Source organism: Bartonella sp. ML69XJBT, from assembly GCF_028618515.1.
GTDB lineage: Bacteria > Pseudomonadota > Alphaproteobacteria > Rhizobiales > Rhizobiaceae > Bartonella.
In genome coordinates this window covers 1-504 of record NZ_JAQITB010000147.1, presented here as the reverse complement: position 1 = coordinate 504, position 504 = coordinate 1, and the positions used below count along the sequence as shown (strand labels likewise).

Here is a 504-nt window from a genome sequence, read left to right as displayed (position 1 = left end):
TGGCTGCCGTCATTGGTAATGGAGTGCGTATTGCTCCAAAACAGTATGATACTTGGAGGGTTACCCCTAATCTCTGGGGGGCTATTGTTGGTCAACCTTCAACAAAGAAAACACCAACTATAGAAGCAGCTTTGGAACCCGTGTATACCCTTCAAGAGGAATGGTATAAAGAATGGAATAAACAGAAAGAACAACAAAAAATTGACGAGATACTAGAAAATTTAAGCAAACGAGAAAAAGAAAAACAAGCCAATAAAGCGCTCAAAAAAGGAGATCTACAAACAGCCCGTGCTTGTTTATCTGAAAGCCCCTCTAAAGATAATATCCATGATGTTGCTGCCTCTCGTCTGATTGTCAATGATGTCACGGTTGAAAAACTTGGGGAATTGTTAAAAGAAAACCCCCGTGGTCTCTTAATGGTTCGTGATGAGTTGTCTGGTTTTTTAGCAGATATGGAAAGAAAGGAATATCAATCAGACCGTGGTTTTTATTTGAAAGCTTTTA

The 504-nt window shown here is 39.3% G+C and carries 1 protein-coding gene; it reads left to right on the top strand.

Translation table 11 applies throughout. The annotated features are described in order from the left end of the window. On the top strand, positions 1-504 hold a 504-nt coding region (locus PVV68_RS10585), incomplete at both ends, for a DUF3987 domain-containing protein (RefSeq protein ID WP_273722234.1).